Origin of the sequence: Pseudomonas sp. RGB, from assembly GCF_007713445.1 — a bacterium.
GTDB lineage: Bacteria > Pseudomonadota > Gammaproteobacteria > Pseudomonadales > Pseudomonadaceae > Aquipseudomonas.
The window spans coordinates 155,021-179,455 of the sequence record NZ_VMSH01000011.1 but is presented as its reverse complement, the minus strand read 5'-3'; the positions used below and the strand labels follow the sequence as shown (position 1 = coordinate 179,455).

2 protein-coding genes are annotated in these 24,435 nt (G+C 65.6%); both read left to right on the top strand.

Features of this window, described 5'->3' with window-relative positions:
- Positions 1–208 precede the first annotated feature (208 nt).
- A complete protein-coding gene (locus tag FPT15_RS22150; RefSeq protein ID WP_145164665.1) occupies positions 209–13,114 on the top strand; it encodes a non-ribosomal peptide synthetase in 12,906 nt (4,301 codons plus the stop codon).
- Positions 13,111–24,435: a non-ribosomal peptide synthetase gene (locus FPT15_RS22145; protein ID WP_145164663.1), complete on the top strand. Its 11,325-nt coding sequence runs from the start codon at positions 13,111–13,113 to the stop codon at positions 24,433–24,435. The genes FPT15_RS22150 and FPT15_RS22145 overlap by 4 nt, the downstream gene beginning before the upstream one ends.

Below are 24,435 nucleotides of genomic sequence, written 5' to 3'. Positions count from 1 at the left end.
AATAAACTGAACTCTGCGCGATTTGCGCTTGTCCCCGCTTCCCATGTCACCCCCCGCCTGCCAAATCCCTTAATTTTCCAAGCCTGCCGGAAGCCTCTTCAGGCTTGCGGCTGCGCCTGCTTTTTACAGGCGCCCAGCACACCCGATCCTAACGGCAGCTGAAAACGGACTTTCTCCTTCACCGTGACTTATCAGGCAGGTTACCCCCATGCAGTTCAGCGAATTATTGGCAGCGATTTCCACCCACGCGATCCGTCTGCAACTGGAAGAAGGCGACCTGATCATCCTGGGCGACGACGAAGCGCTGGATGATGCGCTGTGGGATCAACTGATCGCGCACAAGCCGCGCTTGCTGGAGTGGGTGGCCGAGCAGGGCGGCGACTGGCTGAGCCCCGCCTACCGCATTACCCCGGACATGTTGCCGCTGGTCAGCCTCGACCAGCCGGCCATCGACCGTATCGTCGCGGCCATCCCCGGCGGCGCGGCGAATGTGCAGGACATCTACCCGCTGGCACCGCTGCAGGAAGGCATGCTTTACCATCACCTTTCGGCGCAGCAGGGCGACCCTTACGTGCTGCACGCGCAGTTTGTGTTCGACAGCCGCGCACGCCTGGACGCCTTTGCGCAAGCGTTGCAATGGGTCATCGACCGTCACGATATCCTGCGCACCTCCATGGCGTGGGAGCGCCTCGACGAGCCGCTGCAAGTGGTATGGCGCAAGGCAAACCTGGTCTGCGAACAAGCGCACTTCAATGGCGGCGATGCCCTGGCCCAGTTGCTCGCGCGCTATGACGCACGCACCTACCGCATGGACCTTGGCCAGGCGCCGCTGCTGCGCCTGGTGTTTGCCGACGACCCGGCCAACAGTCGGGTGGTGGCGATGCTGCTGTTCCACCACACCATCCTCGACCACACCGCCCTTGATGTGGTGCGCCATGAAATCCAGTTGTACCTGGCCGGCGAGCAAGCCCAGGCGGGTGCGCCGGTCGCGTTTCGCGGCTACATCGCCCAGGTGCGCCACGGCGTCAGCGAGCAGGCGCACGAGGCGTTTTTCCGCGACATGCTGGCCGATATCGATGAGCCGACCTTGCCCTTCGGCTTGCAGGATGTGCAAGGCGACGGGCAGGGCATCGACGAGGCACGCATCGCCGTGGACAGCGCCCTCAGCCGGCGCCTGCGCAGCCTGGCGCGACCATTGGGCGTGAGCGTGGCGAGCATGATGCACCTGGCATTGGCGCGTGTATTGGGCGTGGTGTCCGGTCGTGACGCGGTGGTGTTCGGCACGGTAATGCTTGGCCGTATGGGCGCAGGCGAGGGCGGTGAACGGGCCCTGGGCATGTTCATCAATACCTTGCCGTTACGCGTGGATGTGGGCGAGCAGGGCGTGCGCGCCGGGGTCAAGGCCACCCACGCGCGTCTGACGGCTTTGCTCAACCACGAACATGCGTCCCTGGCCCTGGCTCAGCGTTGCAGTGGTGTGGCCGCGCCGACGCCGCTGTTCAGCGCCATGCTCAATTACCGTCACAGCGCCGCTACCGATATGGCCGCTGTCATCGACGTGGCCGAAGGCATCCAGGTGCTCGGCGCCGAGGAGCGCACCAACTACCCGCTGACCGTCAACGTGGATGACCTGGGCGAAGACTTTGCACTGACGGTGATGGTCGATGCCGCCATCGGCGCACAACGTGTCGCGGCTTACCTGCACACCGCGCTGCACAGCCTGGCCGATGCGTTGGAGCAGCGACCGGATCAGCCGCTGAGCGGCCTGAACATCCTGCCTGACACCGAGCGCCACCACCTGCTGCACCGCCTCAATCAAAGCCCCGCGCACTACGCCGACACCGCCCTGATCCATCAGCAAGTCGAAACCCATGCCGCCGCCCGGCCCGAAGCCATCGCCGTGCGCTTCGACACGCAGCGCCTGACCTACCGCCAACTCAATGAACGCGCCAACCAGGTCGCGCACCGTCTGCTTGCGCAGGGTGTGCGCCCGGATGACCGCGTGGCGATCTGCGTTGAACGTGGCCCCGAGATGATCATCGGTCTGCTGGGCATCCTCAAGGCCGGCGCCGGTTATGTGCCGATTGATCCGGCTTACCCGCTGGAACGCATCGCCTACACCCTGGCTGACAGCGAACCGCTGGCCGTGCTGGTGCAAGCCAACACCCGCCACCTGGTGGGCGAGCTGGCGCAGATCGACCTCAACAGCCTGCGTGGTGAGTCCATCGTCAACCCGCGCATCGCTCTCAGCCCGGCGAGCCTGGCCTACGTGATCTACACCTCAGGCTCCACCGGCCTGCCCAAAGGCGTGATGATCGAACATCGCCAGGTCGCACGGCTGTTCACCGCCACTGACCACTGGTTCGGTTTCAACCGCAATGATGTGTGGGCGCTGTTCCATTCCTTCGCGTTCGACTTCTCGGTGTGGGAAATCTGGGGCGCGCTGATGCACGGCGGCCAATTGCTGATTGTGCCGCAACTGGTCAGCCGTTCGCCGGATGAGTGCTACGCGCTGATCTGCGACGCGGGCGTGAGCATTCTCAACCAGACGCCCAGCGCGTTCCGCCAGTTGATTGCGGCCCAAGGCGCCCAGTCGCACTCCTTGCGTCAGGTCATTTTCGGCGGCGAAGCCCTTGAGCCGGGCATGCTCAAGCCGTGGTACGCCCGCGCCATCAACGCCGGTACGCAACTGGTCAACATGTACGGCATCACCGAAACCACCGTGCACGTGACCTATCGCGCGCTGGAGGCCGCGGACGCGCAGCTGGTCGGCGTCAGCCCGATTGGCGTGCGCATTCCCGACCTGCAGCTGTACGTGCTGGATGAGCGCCGCGAGCCGTTGCCGTTTGGTGTGGTCGGCGAGCTGTACGTCGGCGGCGCCGGGGTGGCGCGGGGTTACCTCAACCGTGACGCGCTCAATGCCGAGCGTTTCCTGGCCGACCCGGCCACCGGCCTGCGCATGTACAAGACCGGTGACCTCGGCCGCCTGCTGGCCGACGGCAGTGTCGAGTACCTGGGCCGCAACGACGACCAGGTGAAGATCCGTGGTTTCCGTATCGAGCTGGGCGAAATCCAGGCGCGTCTGGCCACCGCCGACGGCGTGCGTGATGCGGTGGTGATTGCCCGTGAAGACGCACCGGGCGACAAACGCCTGGTGGCCTACGTGATCGCCGAGCGTGAACTGGGTGCTGCCCAGCTGCGTGATCACCTGCTGCTCAGCCTGGCCGAGTACATGGTGCCCAGCGCGTTCGTGCTGCTGGATCACTTCCCGCTGACCACCAACGGCAAACTTGACCGCAAGGCCTTGCCCGCACCGGACGCCGACGCGCTGGCGCGGCGTGACTATGCCGCCCCGCAAGGCGCGGTTGAAGTCGCCATCGCCAGTATCTGGCAGCAGTTGTTGAAGCTCGACAAGGTCGGCCGCGACGATAATTTCTTCGAGCTCGGCGGCCACTCGCTGCTGGCGGTCAAGCTGATCGAACGCATGCGCCAGGTGGATTTGAGCTGTGATGTGCGCGTGCTGTTCGGCCAACCCACGTTGGCCGCACTGGCCGCAGCAGTGGGCGGGCAGCGGGAAGTGCAGGTGCCGGCCAACCTGATCGTCGACCCCTGCGCGCGCATCACGCCAGACATGCTGCCTCTGGTGGCCCTGGACCAGGCCGCTATCGACCACATCCTCGAAAGCGTGCCCGGCGGCATTGCCAACGTGCAGGACATCTACGGTCTGGCGCCGTTGCAGGCCGGCATTCTTTACCACCACCTGGCAACCACCGAGGGCGACCCCTACGTGTTGCAGGTGCAGTTGCGCTTTGCCGACCAGGCGGCGGTGGATGCGTTTATCCAGGCGCTGCACAGCGTGATTGAACGCAACGACATCCTGCGCACCGGGATTGTCTGGGAAGGCCTGGATGAACCGGTGCAGGTGGTGCTGCGCCAGGCGCCCTTGGCGGTTGAGCGCATTGACGCGCACGGCCTTGATGCCCTCGCGCAACTGCAGCAACGCTTCGATCCACGCCATTATCGCCTCGACCTGTCGCGCGCTTCACTGATGCACTTTGGCTACGCCGAGCAGCAGGGCGGTTACGTCGGCATTCTGCTGCTGCACCACATCCTGCTCGACCACACCGCCTTGCAAGTGCTGGTCGAAGAAATGAGCGCCAGCCTCGCCGGCACCAGCGCGCAGCTGCCGGACGCGGTGCAGTACCGCAACTACGTGGCCCAGGCGCGCTTGGGCGTGACGCAGGCGCAACACGAAGCCTTCTTCAGCGACATGCTGGGCGATATCGACGAGCCGACGCTCGCGTTCGGTTTGCAGGATGTGAATGGCGACGGCAGCGGCATCGTCGACGCACACCTGCCACTGGAGCCGGCGCTCAGTCACGGCCTGCGCGAACAGGCGCGGCAACTGGGCGTGAGCACCGCCAGCCTGGTGCACCTGGCCTGGGCCCAGGTATTGGCCCAAGTCTCCGGCCAGCAGGACGTGGTGTTCGGTACCGTGTTGCTGGGCCGTATGCAGGGCGGCGAGGGCGCCGACCGTGCGTTGGGGATGTTCATCAATACCTTGCCGCTGCGCGTCAGCCTTGGCGCCGTCAGCGTGCAAGCCGGCGTGCGCGCCACCCACGCGCGCCTGGCGCAGTTGCTTGGGCATGAGCATGCCTCGCTGTCGCTGGCACAGCGTTGCAGCGGCGTACCAGGTTCATTGCCGCTGTTCAGCACGCTGCTCAATTACCGCCACAGCGCGCCGGGTGAAGCCCCGGGAGACAGCCCGTTTGCCGCGTCCGGGATCGAGATTCTCAGTTCGCAAGAGCGCAGCAACTATCCGCTGGTGTTGAACGTCGATGACCTGGGCAGCGGGTTTTCCCTGACCGTGCAGGGCGTGAACAGCCTGGATGTACAGCGCGTGGGCGCCTACATGATCACCGCGTTGAGCCATCTGGTGACCGCGTTGCAACAAGCGCCGACCACGCCCTTGCAGGCCGTGTCGATCCTGCCGGCTGCCGAACGCCACCAACTGTTGGTGGCTTTCAACGCCACCGAACGTGAATACCCGTCGCAGCTCACGGTGCACCAACTGTTCGAAGCTCAGGCGCTGGCCCGTCCCGACGCTGTGGCGGCGGTGCAGGGCGCGCTGTCGTTGAGTTATCGCGACCTCAATCGCCGTGCCAACCGCTTGGCCCATCACCTGATCAGCCAGGGCGTGCAGCCGGGCGAAAGCGTGGCGATCGCACTGCCGCGCTCGCTGGATTTACTCGTGTGCCAACTGGCGATCCTCAAGTGCGCAGCGGTGTATGTGCCGCTGGACGTCAATGCGCCGGTCGAGCGCCAGGCCTTCATGGTGCAGGACAGCGGCGCGCACCGCGTGCTCAATACCCTGGCTGACCTGAACCTGGACGCGCAGTCGCCGCGCAACCCCGACCTGGCCCAGTCGGCGCAAAGCGTGGCGTACATCATGTACACCTCCGGCTCCACCGGTGCACCCAAAGGCGTGCAAGTGCCGCACCGCGCGATCTCGCGCCTGGTGCTGAACAACGGCTATGCCGATTTCAATGAGCGCGACCGTGTGGCGTTCGCCTCCAACCCGGCCTTCGATGCCAGCACCCTCGACGTGTGGGCGCCGTTGCTCAACGGCGGTTGTGTGGTGGTGGTCGAGCATGCGGTGCTGCTGTCCCAGGCGGCGTTTGCCTCGCTGTTGCAGGAGCAAGCCGTCAGCGTGTTGTGGATGACCGCCGGCCTGTTCCATCAATACGCCGACGCGTTGCTGCCGGTGTTCCGCCAACTGCGCTACCTGATCGTCGGCGGCGATGTGCTCGACCCGCAGGTGATCAGCCGTGTGCTCCAGCACGGCAAACCCCAGCATCTGCTCAATGGCTATGGCCCGACCGAGGCCACCACATTCTCCACCACCTTTGAAATCACCGCGCCGGCTGCGGGCAGTGTCCCGATTGGCCGCCCCATCGCGAATGCCCAGGCCTACGTGCTCGACGCACGCCAGCAACCGCTGCCGCTGGGCGTGGTTGGCGAGCTGTATATCGGCGGCGCCGGGGTGGCCAACGGGTATTTGAACCAGCCGCAATTGACGGCGGAAAAATTCATCCCCAACCCCTTCGGCGAAGGCCTGCTGTACCGCACCGGCGACCTGGCCAGTTGGCAGGCCGACGCTACCTTGCTGTACCAGGGGCGTAACGACCTGCAAGTCAAGATCCGCGGTTTTCGTATCGAGCCGGGCGAAATCGAAACCTGCCTGGCCGCGTTCCCCGGCGTAAAAGACGCGGTGGTGCTGGCCCGCGAAGACGAGCCGGGCGACAAGCGCCTGGTGGCGTATTACACCGCCCAGGCACCCTTGGACATCCAGGCACTGCGCGCTCATCTGCAAGGCCGGTTGCCGGACTACATGGTGCCGTCGGCCTACGTGTGGCTGGCACTGTTGCCGCTGACCGCCAACGGCAAGCTCGACCGCAAGGGCTTGCCCGTACCGGATCAGAGCGCGCTGCTCAGTCGCGGTTACGAGGCGCCGGAGGGCGAGGTGGAAACCTTGCTGGCGCAGATCTGGCAGGACGTGCTCAAGCTCGAGCGTGTCGGCCGGCATGACCATTTCTTCGAGTTGGGCGGGCATTCGTTGCTGGCCGTGAGCCTGATTGAGCGCATGCGCCAGGTGGGCCTGAGCGCGGATGTGCGTGTGCTGTTCAGCCAGCCAAGCCTGGCGGCGCTGGCAGCGGCAGTCGGCAGCGGGCGTGAGGTCGAGGTGCCGGCCAATGGCATTCCAGCAGGCTGCACCCGGATAACGCCGTCGATGTTGACCCTGGTGCAACTCGACCAGGCAGCGATCGAGCGCATCGTCGCCACGGTGCCGGGTGGCGCGGCCAATGTGCAGGATATTTACCCGCTCGCGCCGCTGCAGGAAGGCATTCTTTATCACCATATCAGCGCCGAGCAGGGCGACCCGTACTTGCTGCAGTCGCGCATGGCGTTTGACAACCTTGAGCGTTTGCACGCCTTCATGGGCGCGCTGCAACAGGTCGCGGCCCGTCACGACATCCTGCGCACCGGCGTGGTCTGGGAAGGTCTGGACAGCCCGGTGCAAGTGGTCTGGCGCGAGGCCCGCCTGGTGGTGCAAGAGGTTGTTCTGGACCCGGCTGACGGCGGCGTCATCGAGCAACTGCACGAACGTTTCGATGCCCGCCACTATCGCCTGGACATCACCCAGGCGCCGCTGCTGCGCATGGTCTATGCCCAGGACCCGGCGAATAATCGGGTCGCGGCGATCCTGTTGTTCCATCACCTGGCGCTCGACCATACCGCCATGGAAGTGGTCGGCCAGGAGATGCGTGCGTTCCTGTTCAACCAGGCCGAGGCACTGCCCGACGCTGCACCGTTTCGCAACTACGTGGCCCAGGCGCGCCTTGGTGTCAGCGTGGCGGAGCACGAGCATTTCTTCCGCGACATGCTCGCCGATGTCGATGAGCCGACCCTGCCCTTTGGCGTGCAGGACGTGCAGGGCGACGGCCGCGCTATCGAAGAGGCCGAACAGCCGCTGGACGCCGCATTGGCAGTGCGGGTGCGTGATCAGGCGCGGGTGCTGGGGGTCAGTGCGGCCAGCCTGATGCACCTGGCGTGGGCACAAGTGCTGGGGCTGGTGTCCGGGCGTGATGAGGTGGTGTTCGGCACGGTGCTGATGGGGCGCATGCAGGCGGGTGAGGGCGCTGACCGTGCGTTGGGCATGTTCATCAACACCTTGCCGCTGCGCGTCGATGTAGCGTCCGCTGCTGCTGCGGCCGTCAAGGCCACGCATAGCCGCTTGAGCGCGCTGCTGGGGCACGAGCATGCGTCGCTGGCCCTCGCCCAGCGTTGCAGCGGCGTACCGACGGCCGTGCCGTTGTTCAGCGCCTTGCTCAATTACCGTCACAGCAGCCCCGGCGAAATGGCCCGCGATGGCCATGGCATCTGGGAAGGCGTGCAACTGCTGGGCGGTGAGGAGCGCAGCAATTACCCGCTGACCCTCAGCGTCGATGACTTCGGCACAGGCTTTGGCCTGAGCGTGCTGGCACTGCCGCAGATCGGCGCCCAGCGCCTGTGTGGCTACATGCACCGCGCCGTGGAGCAGTTGGTCGCGGCGTTGGAAAGCGCGGTGAGCACCCCGCTTAATCAATTGCCAGTGCTGCCGCCGGCAGAGTGCGAAACCCTGCTGCGCGAATTCAACGCGACGGCCGCGGACTTCCCGACCGGGCACACCGTGCACGGCGCCTTCGAAGCCCAGGTCGAACGTCAGCCCCACGCGATTGCCGTGCAGCAGGACGGCGAAGTCCTGACCTATCAGCAGCTCAATCAACGCGCCAACCAGGTGGCCCATCACCTGTTGACACTCGGCGTGCAACCGGACGACCGCGTCGCGATCTGCTGTCGCCGTGGCCCGCACATGCTGGTCGGGCTGCTGGGCATTCTCAAGGCCGGCGCCGGCTACGTGCCTGTCGACCCGGCTTACCCCGCCGAACGTATCGCCTACCTGCTGCAGGACAGCACGCCGGTAGCGGTCTTGGCCGAGGCCAGCACCCGTGACTTGCTGGGCACGCACGCCACTGTCGACCTGTTCGACGAGTGCTTGCGGCACCACGCCGTCAGCAACCCGCAGCTGGTCGGCCTGACGCCGGCGCACCTGGCTTACGTGATCTACACCTCCGGCTCCACCGGCCAGCCCAAAGGCGTGATGGTGGAACACCGCACCGTGGAAAACCTGGTGCACTGGCATTGCGAGGCCTTTGGCCTGGACGCGCGCAGTCACACCAGCAGCGTCGCCGGGTTTGGCTTTGACGCGATGGCCTGGGAGGTCTGGCCGGCACTCTGCGCAGGCGCCACCTTGCACGTGCCGCCCGCGAAGGTCGGCAATGAAAACATTGACGAATTGCTCGCCTGGTGGCTGGCGCAGCCACTGGACGTCAGCTTCCTGCCCACGCCAGTGGCCGAGTACGCCTTCAGCCAGAACCTGCACCACCCGACCTTGCGCATTCTGTTGATCGGCGGTGATCGCCTGCGTCAGTTCACCCAGGAGCGGCGCTTTGCGGTGATCAACAACTACGGGCCTACCGAGGCCACGGTGGTCGCCACCTCCGGCCGTGTGCGCGCCGGGCAGGCGCTGCACATCGGCCGGCCCATCGCCAATGCCAGCGTGTACGTGCTCGACGCACAGTTGCGCCCGGTGCCGGTGGGTGTCGCCGGTGAGCTGTATGTGGGCGGCCGCGGCGTGGCGCGGGGGTATTTGAACCGCCCGCAGATGAGCGCCGAACGTTTCCTGCAGGACCCGTTCAACCCTGGGCGGATGTACCGCACCGGTGACCTGGCGCGTTGGCTGCCCGACGGCAATATCGAGTACCTGGGCCGTAACGACGACCAGGTCAAAGTGCGCGGTGTGCGCGTCGAACTCGGTGAAATCGAAAGCCGCCTGGCGGCACTCGACGGCATCGCTGAAGCCGTGGTGCTGGTGCGCGAGGGGCGTCTGGTGGCCTGGTTCATCGAAAAGTACCCGCTGGCGATTGAAACCTTGCGTGCGCAACTGCAGCAACAGCTGCCCGACGCGCTGGTGCCAGCAGCCTACGTCAGGCTCGACACGCTGCCGCTGACCGCCAACGGCAAGCTGGACCGCAAGGCCTTGCCGCAACCCGATCAAGCCGCGTTGCTGAGCCGCGACTACGCAGCGCCGGAAGGCGCGGTGGAAACCACCCTGGCGCGGATCTGGGCCGAGGTGTTGCAGGTGGAGCAAGTCGGCCGGCATGACCACTTCTTCGAACTGGGCGGTCATTCGTTGTTGGCGGTCAGCCTGATCGAACGCATGCGTCAGGTCGGCCTCAGTGCTGACGTGCGTGTGCTGTTCAGCCAGCCCACCCTCGCGGCGTTGGCCACCGCCGTGGGCAGTGGCCGCGAAGTGCAGGTGCCGGCCAACCGCATCACCGCCGACTGCCAGCGCATCACCCCGGACATGTTGCCGTTGGTGGAGCTCGACCCGTCAACTCTCGACGACGTCGTCAGCCGTGTACCCGGCGGCGCTGCCAATGTGCAGGATATTTACCCGCTGGCGCCGTTGCAGGAGGGCATTCTTTACCACCACATCACCGCCGAGCAGGGCGACCCGTACCTGCTGCAGTCGCACCTGGCGTTCGACAGCATTGAGCGCCTGAACGCCTTCGCCCAGGCGCTGCAACAGGTCATCGACCGCCATGACATCCTGCGCACCGGCGTGGTCTGGGAAGGCCTGGCGCAACCGCTGCAAGTGGTGTGGCGCAAGGCTGAACTGCCGCGTGAAGAGCTGCACCTGCAAGGCGATGTACTGGCTGGCCTGCATGAGCGTTTCGATGCGCGACGCTATCGCCTGACGCTCAGCCACGCGCCGTTGATCAGCCTCAAGTACGCCCGGGACCCGGCCAACCAGCGCGTAGTGGTGGTGTTGCTCTACCACCATATCGCCCTCGACCACACCGCATTCGACGTGGTGCTGCGCGAAATGCAGGGCCACTTGCTCGGCCACGCCGCGCCAACAGCGGCGCCGATGCCGTACCGCAACTATGTGGCCCAGGCGCGTCTGGGCGTAAGCGAGCAGGAACATGAAGCGTTCTTTCGCCAGATGCTCGGTGACGTCGATGAACCGACCTTGCCGTTCGGTTTGCAGGATGTGCGCGGCGACGGCAACGCGATCGAAGAACACTGCCTGCGCCTGGACAATGACCTCAACCGCCGGCTGCGCGCCCAGGCGCGCTTGCTGGGCGTGAGCACGGCGAGCCTGTTCCACCTGGCGTGGGGCCAAGTGCTGGCGGCCACTTCGGGTCGCCACAGCGTGGTGTTCGGCACGGTGCTGGTGGGTCGCATGCAAGGCGGCGAGGGCGCCGACCGCGCGCTGGGGGTGTTCATCAATACCTTGCCGCTGCGCCTGGACATCGACGCGCAAGGTGCGCGCGCTGCGGTGCGAGCCACCCATGCACGGCTTACCGCGCTGCTGGGGCACGAACACGCGTCGCTGGCGCTGGCCCAGCGCTGCAGCGGCGTGGCAGCCCCGGCGCCGTTGTTCAGCTCAATGCTCAACTACCGCCATCGCGGCGCCGCCACGCGCTCGGCCGAGGCGCAGCAGGCCTGGGAAGGCATGCAGACGCTGGTCAACGACGGGCGCACCAACTACCCGCTGACCTTGAACGTGGATGACCTGGGCGATGGTTATGACGTCACCGCCCTGGCGCAAATCGACGCGCAACGCGTGTGCGGTTACATGCAGACCGCTTTGTCAGGGCTGGTTGAAGCCCTCGAGCAGGCGCCGCATCAGCCGCTCAATCGCCTGCCGATTATGGGCAGTGAGGAACGGCAAAAACTGCTGGTGGAATTCAATGCCACCGACGTCAACTACAACCTCGATCAAACCCTGCACGGCCTGTTCGAAGCCCAGGTCGAGCGCACGCCGCAGGCCGTGGCGGTCAAGTCCGGCGATCAGTACCTGACCTACAGCGCGCTGAACGAACGCGCCAACCGCCTGGCCCATCACCTGCGTGAACTCGGTGTGCAGCCGGATTCGCGTGTAGGCATCTGCGTGGAGCGTGGCCTGGACATGGTCATCGGCCTGTTTGCGATCCTCAAGGCCGGCGGCGGTTATGTGCCGCTGGACCCGGCCTATCCTCGCGAGCGCCTGGCCTACATGCTGCAAGACAGCGCGCCGGTGGTGGTGCTTGCGCAAGGCGCCACCCGCGCGTTGCTGGGTGAGGTGCCGGTGGTCAACCTGGACCACGCCACCTGGCAGCACCAGCCCGCTGGCAACCCCCACGTGCCAGGCCTTACCGCCCGGCACCAGGCCTATGTGATCTACACCTCCGGCTCCACCGGCCAGCCCAAAGGCGTGATCAACGAGCACGCCGGGGTGGTCAACCGCCTGCTGTGGATGCAGGACGCGTACGGTCTCACGGCCAGTGATAGCGTGCTGCAGAAAACCCCGTTCAGCTTCGACGTGTCGGTGTGGGAGTTCTTCTGGCCGCTGTTTACCGGCGCACGCCTGGTCATGGCGCGCCCGGGTGGCCATAAAGAGCCTGAGTACCTGTGCGAAGTGATCGAGGCCGAACAGATCACCACACTGCACTTTGTGCCCTCGATGCTGGACGTGTTCCTGGCCCACGGTGATGTCAGCCAGGCGGCCGGGCTGGTGCGCGTAATGTGCAGCGGCGAAGCCTTGCCGGGCAGCCTGGTGCGGCGCTTCCAGCAGCAGCTGCCGGGAGTCGGCCTGTACAACCTGTATGGCCCCACCGAAGCGGCCGTGGACGTGACCGCCTGGAACTGCGCGCGTCCCGAGGTGCCGGACAACACGCCGATCGGCAAACCGATTGCCAACACGCGCATGTACCTGCTGGATACGCAATTGCAGCCGGTGCCATTGGGCGTGGTCGGCGAGCTGTTTATCGGCGGCGTGCAAGTGGCGCGTGGCTACTTGAATCGCCCCGAGCTGACTGCCGAACGCTTCCTCAAGGACCCCTTCACCCATGGGCGCCTGTACCGCACCGGCGACGTTGGCCGCTACTTGCCCGACGGCAATATCGAGTACCTGGGCCGCAACGATGACCAGGTGAAAATCCGCGGCCTGCGCATCGAGCTGGGGGAAATCCAGGCGCGATTGCTCGAACATGCGCAGGTCAATGAGGCTGCGGTGGTGGCCCGCGAGGACCGGTTGGTCGCTTATTACACCGGCGTACCTACCGACATCGAGCAGCTGCGCGCGCACCTGCTGCAGCGCCTGCCGGACTTCATGGTGCCGGCGCTGTTCATGCACCTTGACGCGCTGCCGCTGAGCCCCAACGGCAAGCTCGACCGCAAGGCCTTGCCTGCGCCGGGCATGGACGCGCTGACCGTGCGCGAGTACGCGGCGCCGCAGGGTGATACCGAGATCCTCCTGGCCAGGCTGTGGGCCGAGCTGCTCAACGTCGAGCGGGTCGGGCGCCATGACAACTTCTTTGAACTGGGCGGGCACTCGCTGCTCGCCGTGAGCTTGATCGGACGCCTGCGCCAGGAAGGCCTGGAAGCCGATGTGCGGGCGCTGTTCGAACAGCCGACGCTGGCCGGCTACGCCGCCATAACCGAACGAATGGAGATCGTCCTGTGAGCATTTCTGAGCTGTTGGCGACGCTGAAAACCAAGGATGTGCAACTGGCGCTCAAGGGCGAGCAGTTGTCGGTGCAGGGCAATAAACAGGCGCTGAGCGACCCGGCGATTCTTGCCGCGTTGCGCGAGCACAAGCCGGCGTTGATCGAGTTGATCAAGGCCGGCGAGTATTCGCCGACCAAGGCCGGTGAAGTGACGGTGCCGGCCAATGGCATCCCGGCGGGCGCCGAGCGCATCACGCCGGCCATGCTGACCCTGTCGAGCCTGAGCCAGGACGAGATCGACCGCATCGTCGCCACCGTCGATGGCGGCGTGGCGAATATCCAGGATATCTACCCGCTGGCGCCGTTGCAGGAAGGCATTCTGTTCCATCACGTCAGCGCCGAGCAGGGCGACCCGTACGTGATGCAGTCGCAGTTTGCGTTTGACAGCCTGGCGCGTTTTGAGGCCTTCGCCCACGCCCTGCAAAGCGTGATGAACCGCCACGACATCCTGCGCACCGGCGTGGTCTGGGACGGGTTGCAGGAACCGTCGCAGGTGGTCTGGCGCCAGGCGCAATTGCCGGTGCAGGTGTTGGAACTGGACCCGGCTGACGGCGATATCGCCGCGCAGCTGCACGCGTTGTTCGATGCCCGCCACTATCGCCTCGACGTGACCCAGGCGCCGTTGCTGCGCCTGGTGCGTGCCGAAGATCCGGCCAATCAGCGCATCGTCGCGACCTTGCTGTTTCACCACATGGCCCTTGACCACAGCGCCCTGGAAGTGGTGTGCCATGAAATGCAGGCGTGCCTGCTGGGGCAGGGCGCAGCGCTGGGCCAGGCGGTGCCGTTTCGCAACTATGTGGCGCAGGCGCGGCTGGGGATCAGCGAGCAGGAGCACGAAAGTTTCTTCCGCCAGATGCTCGGCGACATCAGCGAGCCGACCTTGCCATTTGGCCTGCAAGACGTGCAAGGCGATGCCCGCGGGATTGCCGAAGTCAGCCTGCCATTGGCGCCGGAGCTGGGCCAGCGCTTGCGTGCGCAGGCCCGGCAACTGGGCGTGAGCGCCGCCAGCCTGTTTCATATGGGCTGGGCGCAGGTGCTGGGTGTGCTGGCCGGTAAAGAGCATGTGGTGTTTGGCACCGTATTGATGGGCCGCATGCAGGGCAGCCATGACACCGATCGGGCACTGGGCATTTTCATCAACACGCTGCCGTTTCGCGTGGACGTGGGCGCCGAAGACGTGCGCGCCGGGGTCAAGGCCACCCACGCGCGGCTGACCACCTTGCTGCGCCACGAACACGCCGCGTTGGCCCTGGCCCAGCGCTGCAGCGGCGTGGTTGCGCCGACGCCGCTGTTCAGCGCGTTGCTCAACTACCGCCACAGTGCCCCGGCCGCCAGCGCTGCCGCCGTGTCGGCCTGGCAAGGTATCGCGGCGCTCAGCGCCGAAGAACGCACCAACTACCCGCTGACCTTGAGCGTGGATGACCTCGGCGAAGGCTTTGCCCTGAGCTTGCTCGCCAGCACCCAGGTGGACCCGCAGCGCGTCTGCGCCTACCTGCAAACCGCGCTGGAAAACCTCGTGACTGCACTGGAGCAGGCGCCACAGACTCCGCTCAATCAGGTCTCGGTCGTGCCCGCCGCCGAGCGACAACAACTGCTCGAGCAGTTCAACACGACCCACGCCGACTTCCCTCAAGGCACCACGCTGCACGGGCGTATCGAAGCTCAGGCGGCCTGCACGCCCGAGGCCATCGCCGCCGTGCAGCAAGGCCGCCAATTGACCTACGCCGAACTGAACCAGCAAGCCAACCTGTTGGCCCATCACCTGCTGGCGCTGGGGGTCAAGCCTGACGACCGCGTGGCCATCGTCGCCCGCCGTGGCCTGGATACCCTGGCCGGGTTGCTGGCGATCCTCAAGGCCGGCGCTTGCTATGTACCTGTGGACCCGTCCCACCCGGCCGAGCGCCTCAATTATTTGCTCACCGACAGCGCGCCGGTGGCGGTGCTGACGCAACAGGCGCTGCTGGACCGACTGCCCGCGCTGCAAGTGCCGGTGATCAACCTGGACCGCTTCACCTGGCAGCATCATTCGGCGAACAACCCCACGGTCGATGTCACGCCCGCTAACCTCGCCTATGTGATTTACACCTCCGGTTCCACTGGCTTGCCCAAAGGCGTGATGGTCGAACACCACACCGTGGCCAACCTGGTGGACTGGCATTGCCGCGCCTTTGACCTGTGTGCCGGGCGCCACACCGCCAGTGTCGCCGGTTTCGGCTTTGATGCGATGGCCTGGGAAGTGTGGCCGGCGCTGTGTGTCGGCGCGACCCTGCACCTGCCGCCGGCCAATGACGGCACCGAAGACATCGACGCCTTGCTCGCGTGGTGGTGCGCGCAGCCGTTGGACGTGTGCTTTTTGCCCACGCCGGTGGCCGAGTACGCCTTCAGCCAACAGATCGAACACCCGACCTTGCGCACCTTGCTGATCGGCGGTGATCGCCTGCGCCAGTTCGCGCGGGCCCAGCGTTTTGAGTTGATCAATAACTACGGGCCCACCGAGGCCACGGTGGTCGCCACGTCCGGCAAGGTGGAGGCGGGCCAGCCACTGCATATCGGCAAGCCTGTTGCGAATGCCACGGTGTACTTGCTCGATGAGCAGCAACGGCCGGTGCCGCTGGGGGTTGCCGGTGAGCTGTATGTGGGCGGCAAAGGCGTGGCGCGTGGTTACTTGAACCGTCCGGAGCTGACGGCCGAGCGCTTCCTGCAAGACCCATTCAACGCCGGGCGCATGTACCGCACCGGCGACCTGGCGCGCTGGCTGCCGGACGGCAATATCGAGTACCTGGGGCGTAACGACGACCAGGTGAAGATCCGTGGCGTGCGCATCGAGCTGGGCGAGATCGAAACCCAACTCAACCAATTGCCGGGTATTCAGGAAGCGGTGGTGCTGGTCCGTGAGGACCGGCTGGTGGCGTATTTCACCGAAACCCCGTCGTTCGCTCCGCTGGCGGTTGGCGATATCCGCGCCCACCTGGTGGCGCATTTGCCGGACTACATGGTCCCGGTTGCCTACGTGAAGCTTGAGGCATTGCCGCTCACCGCCAACGGCAAACTCGACCGCAAGGCCTTGCCCGCGCCAGACATGGCTGCGGTGTTTACCCGCGAGTACGAGGCGCCCCAGGGCGAGATCGAAAGCGTGCTGGCGCAGATTTGGGCCGATGTATTGCACGTGGCGCGCGTCGGGCGTCGCGACCATTTCTTTGAATTGGGCGGGCACTCGCTGCTGGCAATGCGCATGGTTTCCCAGGTGCGGCAGCGTCTGGGTGTCGAGCTGATCCTCGGCGACCTGTTTGCCAATGCCGAGCTGGCGGCGGTCGCCGAAGTCCTGGCCCAATCGGGGCGCAGCACCTTGCCGGATATTCTCCCGGCCAGCCGCGATGAACCCGTGCCACTGTCCTTCGCCCAGCAGCGCCTGTGGTTCCTGGCACTGATGGAAGGCGCCAACACCGCCTATAACATCCCCATTGGCCTGCGCCTGCGTGGGCAATTGCATGTGGAGGCGCTGCAACGGGCGCTGGCGCGGATTGTGGCGCGCCACGAAACCCTGCGCAGCCGCTTTGCCCAGCACGGCGACGACGCCCAGGTGCTGATTGTGCCGGCCGAAGACGTGCTGCCGCTGCAAGTGCAGGACCTGCGCCGCCACCCGCAACCCCAGCAGGCCCTGGATGCCTTGATCCACGGCGAAGCCTCGGCGCCTTTCGACCTGGAGCGCGGCCCGCTGCTGCGCGGGCGGCTGGTGGTGATGGCCGACGATCACCATGTGCTGTTGCTGACCTTGCACCACATCGTCTCCGACGGTTGGTCGATGGGCGTGCTGACCCGCGAGCTGATGGCGCTGTACCAAGCCTTCAGCCACGGCCTGCCCGACCCGTTGCCGCCGCTGGCGATCCAGTACGGTGACTTCGCCGTGTGGCAACGGCTGTGGCTGAGCGGCGAGGTGCTGCAGCGCCAGAGCAGCTATTGGCAACAGGCGCTGGCGGGCGCGCCGGCCTTGCTCACGCTGCCCACCGACCGCCCGCGCCCGGCGCAGCAGGATTACGCCGGCAGCAGCGTCGAAGTGCGCCTGGATGAACGCCTCACCGCCGGGCTCAAGGCCTTGAGCCAACGCCATGGCACCACGCTGTACATGACCTTGATGAGTGCCTGGGCCTCGTTGCTGGCGCGGTTGTCCGGGCAACACGACCTGGTGATCGGCTCGCCGGTGGCCAACCGCACGCGCAGTGAGGTAGAAGGGCTGATCGGCCTGTTCGTCAACACGCTGGCAGTGCGTATCGACACCTCCGGCGAGTTGAGCACCGAGGCGCTGCTGGCGCGGGTCAAGGCGCTGACGCTGGAAGCCCAGGCCCATCAGGACCTGCCGTTCGAACAGGTAGTGGAAATCACCCGGCCGCCGCGCAGCCTGGCCCACAGCCCGTTGTTCCAAACCCTGTTGACGTGGCAGGACAGCAGCGCACCGACCCTGGCATTGGGCGACCTGGCCCTGGAAGGCATCGTCGAAAACAGCCACTTTGCCAAATTCGACCTGTCGCTGAACCTTGGCGAAGTGCAGGGCAGCATTCTTGGCGCGCTGGAATATGCCGTGGCGCTGTTTGATGAGTCGACCGTGCAGCGTTATGTCGGTTACTTCAAGCGCGTGTTGCAGGCGATGGTCGAAAACGACCAGGCGGTGCTTGAGCATGCATCGCTGATCGATGACCGTGAGCGTCAGCAGCTGCTGTTTGAGTTCAACGCCACCGAGGTCAATTACAACCTCGACCAGACCCTGCACGGGATGTTCGAGGCGCAGGTCAAGCGCACCCCGGACGCGATTGCGGTCAAGGCCGGCGAACGGCAACTGACCTATGCCCAGTTGAATGAGCAGGCCAATCAGTTGGCCCATCACTTGCTGGCGCTGGGTGTGCAGCCGGATTCGCGCGTGGCTATTTGCGTGGAGCGCAGCCTGGACATGGTCGTGGGCCTGTACGCCATCCTCAAGGCGGGCGCCGCGTATGTGCCGCTGGACCCGGCCTACCCGCTGGAGCGTATTGCCTACATGCTGCAGGACAGTGCGCCGGCAGTGGTGTTGGCTCAAGGCTCCACGCGCGAGTTGCTGGGTGCGGTGCCGGTGGTCGATCTGGACCACCCTTGCTGGCAGCATCAGCCGCTGGATAACCCGACTGCAGTGGGCGTGACGGCGTATATGATCTACACCTCCGGGTCCACCGGCCAGCCCAAGGGCGTGATCAACGAACACGCTGGGGTGGTCAACCGCCTGCTGTGGATGCAGGACGAATATGGCCTCGAGGCGCAGGACTCGGTGCTGCAGAAAACCCCGTTCAGCTTCGACGTGTCGGTGTGGGAATTCTTCTGGCCGCTGTTGACGGGCGCACGGTTGGTGATGGCGCGCCCTGGCGGGCATAAAGAGCCCGAGTACCTGTGCGATGTGATCGAGGCTGAGCAGATCACCACGCTGCACTTTGTGCCGTCGATGCTGGATGTATTCCTGGCCCATGGCGATGTGCGCCAAGCGGCCGGGCTGGTGCGTGTGATGTGCAGCGGCGAAGCCCTGCCGGGCAGCCTGGTGCGGCGCTTCAAGCAGCAGTTGCCGAACAGTGAATTGCACAACCTGTATGGCCCGACTGAAGCGGCGGTGGACGTCACGGCATGGAATTGCGCGGGCGCGGTGACGCCGGACAACACGCCAATCGGCAAGCCCATTGCCAATACGCGCATGTACCTGCTCGACAGCCAGTTGCAGCCGGTGCCGTTGGGGGTGGTCGGCGAGTTGTTTATCGGCGGCGTGCAAGTGGCGCGCGGTTATCTGAATCGGCCTGAGCTGACGGCCGAGCGTTTCCTGAATGATCCGTTCACCCGCGGGCGGATGTACCGCACCGGTGACGTCGGGCGCTACTTGCCGGACGGTAATATCGAATATTTGGGCCGCAATGATGACCAGGTGAAGATCCGCGGTTTACGCATCGAACTGGGCGAGATCCAGGCCCGCCTGACCGAGTATCCGTCGATCAATGAAGCGGCCGTTATCGCCCGCGAGCAACGCCTGGTGGCCTACTACACCGGCGCGCACTGCGAAATCGACGTGTTGCGCAGCCATCTGCTGCACCACTTGCCGGAGTTTATGGTGCCGGCGATTTTCGTCCATCTCGACGCCTTGCCACTGAGCCCCAACGGCAAGCTCGACCGCAAGGCCCTACCGGCGCCAGGCCTGGATTCGGTGGTGGTGCGCGAATACGAGGCGCCCCAGGGCGATACCGAAATTGCCCTGGCCAGCCTGTGGGCCGAGCTGCTCAACGTGGAGCGGGTGGGCCGTCACGACAACTTCTTCGAGTTGGGCGGGCACTCATTGCTGGCCGTGAGCCTGATGGGGCGCATGCGCCGCCTTGGGTTGTCGGCGGATGTGAAGGTGCTGTTTGCCCAGCCGACCCTGTCGGCGTTGGCGGCGGCGCTGGGCAGCGGGCGTGAAGTGGCGGTGCCGGCCAATGGCATCGCACCCGGCTGCACGCACATCACCCCGGACATGCTGCCCCTGATCCAGCTGGATCAGCCGGCTATCGAGCGCATTGTCGCCCGCATCCCCGGCGGGGCGGCCAATGTGCAGGACATCTACCCGCTGGCGCCGTTGCAGGCCGGCATTCTCTATCATCACCGCGCCGTACTCGAGGGCGATGCGTACCTGCTGCAGGCGCAGTTTGCGTTCGACAGCACGGCGCGCTTGCAAGCCTTTGCCCAGGCGTTGCAGGCGGTGATCCAGCGGCATGATGTGCTGCGTTCCTCTTTCCATTGGGATGGCCTTCATGAGCCGGTGCAGGTGGTTTGGCGTGAAGCCTCGTTAAGCGTCGAAACAGGGCCGTTGCCGTCGCGCCTCGACCTGGCTCAAGCGCCGCTGATGCGCCTGGTTTACGTGCAGGAACCGCAACGCGTGGTGGCGACCTTGCTGTTTCATCACCTGGTGATGGACCACATCGCGCTGGACATCCTGCAGCACGAAATGCAGGCGTTTCTGTTGGGTCGCGACGCGGCGTTGGGCGCTGCAGTGCCGTACCGCAATTACGTGGCCCAGACCCGTTTGGCGGTTAACGATCACGAGGCGTTTTTCCGCGACATGCTCGGTGAGATCGACGAACCCACCGAGGTCGAAAACCTGGGTGTCGACGAACAAGCGCAGCTGACCATCGACCCTCAGTTGAGCCAGCGCCTGCGCACCCAGGCCCGTCAAGCGGGCGTGAGCGCCGCCAGCCTGATGCACCTGGCCTGGGCCCATGTGCTGGGCAAGGTCAGCGGCCGCGAGCGTGTGGTGTTCGGCACCGTGATGCTTGGCCGTCTGCAGGGCGGCGAAGGCGCCGAGCGCGCCATGGGCGTGTTTATCAACACCTTGCCGCTGAGGGTCGATCTGGGTGAGCACTCGGTGCGTACGGCGTTGCGTGCGACGCATGCACGCCTGACCCAACTGCTCGGCCATGAGCACGCGCCGCTGGCGCTGGCCCAGCGTTGCAGCGCCGTGCCGGTGGCGACGCCGCTGTTCAGCGTGCTGTTCAACTACCGCCACAGCGCGGCGCAAACCGGCGGCGTGGCGCAGGCCTGGCAGGGCATCGAGTTGCTCAAGGCCGAGGAACACACCAATTACGGGCTGTCGGTGAGTGTCGATGACCTCGGCGACGGGTTCAGCGTGCACGCCATGGGGCCGGGTGCCCGACGTTTGTGTGGCTACCTGCACCATGCACTTGAACACGTGGCGCATGCGCTGGAGCACAACCGTGAAATCGCCATCAGCCGCCTGCCCATACTGCCCAGCGCCGAAGTCCAACAGCTGGCGGGCTTCAACGCCACCGCGCGCGCATTCCCCCGCGAGCACACGGTGCAGCGCCTGTTCGAAGCCCAGGCGCAGGCGCGGCCTGACGCAGTGGCGGCGTTGCATGGCGAGCAGGCAGTGAGCTACGGCCAATTGAACACCCGCGCCAATCGCCTGGCCCATCACCTGTTGAGCCTGGGCGTGCGTCCCGGCGATAACGTGGCGATCCTGCTGCCGCGCTCGCTCGATCTGCTGGTCAGCCAACTGGCGGTTCTCAAATGCGCGGCGGCCTATGTGCCGCTGGATATCCACGCGCCCGCCGAGCGCCAGGGCTTTATGCTGCAGGACAGCGGCGCGAGCTGGCTGCTGACCCGCAGCGACGCGTCCATCGATTACGCCGCCCGGCGTCTGGACCTGGACACCCTGACCCTTGACCCGCAACCGAGCCACAACCCGGATCTGTCACAAGCCTCGGACAGTGTGGCGTACATCATGTACACCTCCGGCTCCACCGGTACGCCCAAGGGCGTGTTGGTGCCGCATCGCGGTATCACGCGGCTGGTGCTCAACAACGGCTACGCCGACTTCAATGCGGCCGACCGCGTTGCCTTCGCCTCCAACCCGGCGTTCGACGCCAGCACCATGGACGTGTGGGGCGCGTTGCTCAACGGCGGGCAGGTACAGGTGATCGACCACGCGACCTTGCTCGACCCGGCCGCGTTCGGCAGTGCGCTGCAAGGCGCGACTGTGCTGTTCGTCACCACGGCGCTGTTCAACCAGTACGTGCAGCTGATTCCGCGCGCGCTGGCCGGCTTGCGCATGTTGCTCTGCGGCGGCGAGCGCGCCGACCCGGCGGCGTTCCGCAGCCTGTTGGCGCAGGCGCCAGGGCTGCGTTTGGTGCATTGCTACGGGCCGACGGAAACCACCACCTATGCCACCACCTATGAAGTGCAGGCGATTGCCGATGACGCCGACAGCGTGCCCGTCGGCCGGCCGATTTCCAACACGCACGTTCACGTGCTGGATGCCTGGTTGCAGCCGGTGCCGGTGGGGGTGACCGGTGAGATCTGCATCGGCGGCGATGGCGTGGCCAGGGGGTATTTGAACCGCCCTGAGCTGACCGCTGAAAAGTTTGTCGACGATCCCTTCAACGCCGGTGCCCTGATGTACCGCACCGGTGACCTTGGTCGCTGGACCCAGGAGGGTTTGCTGGAGTGCATCGGCCGCAATGACGACCAGGTGAAAATCCGTGGTTTTCGCATTGAGCTGGGTGAGATCGAAGCGCGCCTGGCGAGCTTTGCGGGTATTCAGGACGTGGTGGTGCTGGCGCGTGAGGACGTGCCGGGTGACAAGCGCCTGGCGGCTTACTTCACCTGGGCTGCCGAACCTGTCGACCTCGACAGCGTGCGGGCGCACCTGCAAGGCCAGCTGCCGGACTACATGCTGCCATCGGCCTATGTACCGCTGGCGCATTTGCCGCTGACGGCCAATGGCAAGATCGACCGCAAAGCCTTGCCGGTTCCGGCGCTGGACGCGTTGAATCGGCGTGATTTCGAAGCGCCTGGCGATGCGCTGGAACAGCAACTGGCCAACCTGTGGGCTGAAGTCTTGAAGCTGGAGCAGGTTGGGCGCCATGACAGCTTCTTTGAGCTGGGCGGGCATTCGTTGCTGGCAATTCGGCTGGTCAACCTGATGGAAGAGGCCGGGTTGCAGGTGTCCCTGGCCGAGCTGTTCCAGCATGCCAGCGTGGCTGGCGTCGCGGCGATGCTGCAGCAGCGCACGCAGCCGCCGGCGCGCGAAACGTCGGTGATTACCGTGCGCAGCAGCGGCTCGCAGCCGCCGCTGTTTCTGCTGCATGAGTTCAGTGGCATGGACGTGTACTTCCCGGCGCTGGGCCAGCACCTGCCCGGCGACTATCCCATTTATGGCCTGCCGGGCGCAGCGCTTGGCGAAGTGCATCTGAACACCATGGAAGGTCTGGCCGCGCGCCTGGTCGGGTTGATTCGGCGCATCCAGCCTCACGGGCCATACCGGCTCGCGGGCTGGTCGTTTGGCGGCGTGCTGGCCTACGAAGTGGCGATGCAATTACTCGGGCTGGATGAGGCGGTGGCCTTCCTCGGTTTGATCGACAGCTACGTGCCGCGCCTGACCGATCAGGGCAAGGCGCGCTGGAGCGGGCCGGATGCGCTCAAACGGCATTTGCTGTTGCAGTGCACGGCGTATTGGAAAGCACAGGGAGGTGTGGATGAGCTGGCGAGCCTTGAATACTTGGAGGCGGGCATTGGACAGCTGGACTTTGCGGGTCTGCTGCAACGCTGTCGCGATCAAGGTTTGCTATACGCGCAAATGGCAGCGGCTGCGGACGCGGACCTCTTGAGTTTTATCGAGCGGGAGGTCGGGCATGGGCATGCGCTGGCGCATTACAGCCTGTTCCCGTTGCCGGTCGCGGTGCATTTGTTCAGCGCGCAAGAGCGGCCCACCGAGTTGTCGCGGCGCAGTGTTTCGCTGGGTTGGGAGGACGCGTTGGCGCCTGGGCAGTTGCGCCGGGTGCAGGTGCCGGGTGATCACCAGAGCATGATGCAGGCGCCGCATATTCAGGCGCTGGGGCGGGCGATGAGCGAGGCGCTGGCCGTGTGTTCGCCGGTGGCGCAAGTGGCGCACCAACCGCTGCTGCGCATTCAGAGCGGGCGGGCAGGGTATGCGCCGGTATTCTGCGTACCGGGCGCGGGCGATAGCGTCACCGGCTATGTGGGGTTGAGCGAGGCGCTGGGGCGTGACTGGCCGCTGTTCGGCTTGCAGCCGCGCGGGTTGGATGGCCAGGCGGTGCCGCATAGCCAGGTCGAAGCGGCGGCGCAGTGTTATCTGGCGGCGCTTGCGCAGGAGTGCCCGCAAGGGCCGGTGCACCTGGTGGGGCATTCGTTTGGCGGCTGGATCGTGTTGGAGATGGCGCTGCGGTTGCAGGCGATGGGCCGTGAGGTGGCGTCGTTGACGGTGATTGACAGCGAAGCGCCGGGCGGCACCGGGCGGCCTTACACCACCACGGCGGCGTTGTTGCGGTTGATCGAGGCGATGCAATTGGCCGCCGGCAAGTCGCTGGGTATCGACCGTGTGGACTTTGCCGAGCGTGATGAAGTGGCGCAGCGCCAATGGCTGCATGCGGGCATGGTGGGCGTGGGGCTGTTGCCGGTGCGCTCTGCGGTGGATGCCATGGACGGGCCGGCGCGCACCTATGCAGCGGCGTTGCGCACGGTGTATCAGCCGCATCAGCGTTACAACGGCGTGGTGCGGTTGGTGTTGGCCGAGGACCCTTCGCTGGATGCGGCGGGCAATCAGCGCGAACAGAGCCTGATGATTGAGGGATGGCGACGGCAGGGCAGCGGGCTGGAGGTTTGGTATGGGCCGGGGAACCACTTTACGTTGCTCAAGGCGCCGAATGTTCAAGGGTTGGCACGGTGGTGGCGTGAGGGTGTGGTGATTGGGGAGGTGGTGTCGTGA